Origin of the sequence: Caballeronia sordidicola (genome assembly GCF_002220365.1) — a bacterium.
In the GTDB taxonomy this organism is placed as follows: Bacteria; Pseudomonadota; Gammaproteobacteria; order Burkholderiales; family Burkholderiaceae; genus Caballeronia; species Caballeronia sordidicola_C.
Genome location: NZ_MTHB01000263.1, coordinates 1 through 2,504, shown reverse-complemented (window position 1 = coordinate 2,504; position 2,504 = coordinate 1). Strand labels below are relative to the sequence as shown.

The 2,504-nt window shown below is 58.2% G+C and carries 1 protein-coding gene and 2 pseudogenes; 2 read left to right on the top strand and 1 reads right to left on the bottom strand.

All coding sequences use genetic code 11. The features are described 5' to 3' along the window. Nucleotides 1-399 precede the first annotated feature (399 nt). Both BSU04_RS38575 and BSU04_RS48260 read left to right on the top strand, forming a co-directional pair. A pseudogene (locus BSU04_RS38575) lies at nucleotides 400-1,090 on the top strand (IS110 family transposase); the annotation flags it as partial. A 335-nt stretch (nucleotides 1,091-1,425) separates the two neighbouring features. Continuing rightward, nucleotides 1,426-1,563 (top strand): annotated as a pseudogene (locus BSU04_RS48260) (IS30 family transposase); the annotation flags it as partial. 28 nt (nucleotides 1,564-1,591) lie between these two features. Here the strand turns inward: BSU04_RS48260 and BSU04_RS38565 are convergent. Beyond that, nucleotides 1,592-2,504 (bottom strand): transposase (locus BSU04_RS38565; protein WP_089165489.1); only part of this gene is annotated, 913 nt, incomplete at its 5' end.

Here is a 2,504-nt window from a genome sequence, read left to right as displayed (position 1 = left end):
GCCGGCTGGATCCTGTTCGCTCCGCTACCCGAACGTACACTCGTTGCACTGTCGGCGCTCGCGCGTCTGAACCCGGACCGGCTTGCACGAATTCAGACACCGTCCGGCTGGGTGAGAAACCGTTCAACCCTGCCGTACTGCTTCCGGTGTCTGGTGCTCAATCCTTTGGACGTGGCCGCACCTCGCTGGAAACGGATATGGCTCGATCCGGATATCGAGGTGTGCGAAGAGCATGGGACGACGCTCGAGCGATTCCGGCACAGATCACGCGTCGTGCACGCAACATGGATCGATTGCTCATGCTGGTCAGCAAACACCATCGACAACTTCTTCAAATATCATCACGTCGGCTGTATTAGCGGAATTAGTGCACCCAGTAGCAGAATTAACGGACCTCAACAGCAATCGGTACTGTCACTACATCGTGTACGGCAGGGGTTCGTAAAAGCCCGCACAGCACAAGCCAATCAGATCCGCGGACTTCTCAGCGAGTTTGGACTCGTCATTCCACTAGGAATTACGAACATAGCCCGTCGCGTGCCAGAGCTAATTGAAGACGCGAGTAACGACCTGAGCGGTTCCTTCCGGTTGCTGGTTGAACGCTTGATGGCGCATCTGAAGGAACTCGATAGACAGGTTCGTGAACTTGAGACACAGATCCAGAGGTGGCACCGGGAAAACGAGGCCAGCCTAAAACTGGCGCAGGTTCCTGGAATTGGTCCGATCACGGCAAGCGCGTTAGTCGCTTCGGTCGGCGATGCAAGAAGCTTCGCCAGCGGGCGCCAACTTGCCGCGTGGCTCGGGCTAGTACCCAGAGAACTCGAGCGGCGGAAAAAATACCCTGCTCGGGATCAGTAAGCGAGGGGACACTTACTTGCGAACATTGCTGATCCACGGCGCACGTGCTGTCATCTAGGCGGCCCGGCGAAAGGATGACATGCAGGGATGGCTAGCTCGTCTACTAGAGCGTCGCAATCGCAATGTTGCGGCCGTCGCGCTGGCCAACAAAAACGCACGGATCGTGTGGGCCCTATTGGCTCGCGACCGCCAATACTGCAGCCACTATCAACCCGCCATACCGAATATGTAACATCTCAGCCGTTAGCGGCGTAGCAACAGAAAGACACTTCCACTGATTGCCTGGGCGATCATGATGTGATGGCAAGAAGGTCAGACCGTGACGAGCAAAACCCTATATTGTCGAAGAGCCGTGAGCTCGCACATTTGATCGGGACCTCGTCAGCAAATTCCATCAGGGACAGCCGGCCTGCGCCTGGCACCAAAGTCCGGATGCATGGCTGCAACCATACCTTTGAAACATCGCAACATGAAGACTTGGCAAACCCGGGGGCGTCCATGCATGACTTTATCTCGGCTCGGAGATGAGCTATGCACGAAACCCTGAGCAAGCGCCTGCATAAGAACATCTTCTTTTGCGATGCCCACAGCCCTTGGCAGCGCGGTTTCAACGAACATGCCGCCGGCCCGATCCGCGAATTCCTCCCCAAAGGCATGGATTTGGGCGACGTCTCGCATCAAGAACTCACTGCCATTGAGCACCAATCCACCCAAGTTAAGAAATTGAGATCTTTCAGCAGGGTTTTTGCGTCATGGATTTGTGGGGTTTCGAGCGGGGTTTGCGTGGCTTTGAGATTCCTGGCCGATGACGGAAGGTATGGCGCGCGATGAGGGCCAGAGCGTCCGCCAGCGAGGTTGCCGCGGCGATGCCGAGCAACAGGGATGGCAGTAGAGGCTTGAGCACGGAATGCACGTAAGCGCGGTTGATGCGTCGGTCTGGCGGCAATTCATGGCAGGTGTGGGCCGTCAGGGTGGTCAATGCCTGCAGGTTGTCGCACAGCACCCGGGCGGCGAGATCTTGTGCCACAGCCCGTTGTGACAGCCCGGAAACATGCTCGAGGCTTAACCGGTGCTTGAGGCGCTTGAGCGCTTCCTCTATTCGACAGCGCTGATGATAGAGATCGCCAAACTGGTTGGCCGGATAGCGTGCGCTGTCGAGTAAATTGGTCATCAGGACGCGTACCTTGCCGGTGGATGCCACGTGACGGACCAGGCGTACGGTTAGCGCGACGGCAGGACATTCGTAATCGACTGCGTCGCGATGATCTGGGGCACGCAGGGTGACGATTTGCTCGTCCAGTCCTGAGCGCAGAAACTGACGTACGCAAGCAAAGCCGCCGTTGCCGGATTGCTCGACGCGCATGCAAAAAGGGATGCCGCGCTGATTCAGGACGGCAGGCAGCCATCGGCAAGGATAGCCCCGATCGAGCAGCAGGAGATCGTCGCTGGAGAGGCGATCCAGGTGCTCGAACAGCATTTGACGCTCGTTCTCATGCACGCTATGCAGGGAGGCGGCCAGCATCAGCTCAGCGCCAGGCAGGAAGAGGCCGAACACGAGTTGGTCGGGCAGCGCGGCACGCTTGACATGGCTGGCGCGCAGGCCGAAACGGACGGTGGAGGCATCGGCGGCGACCAGCCTCAAGCCG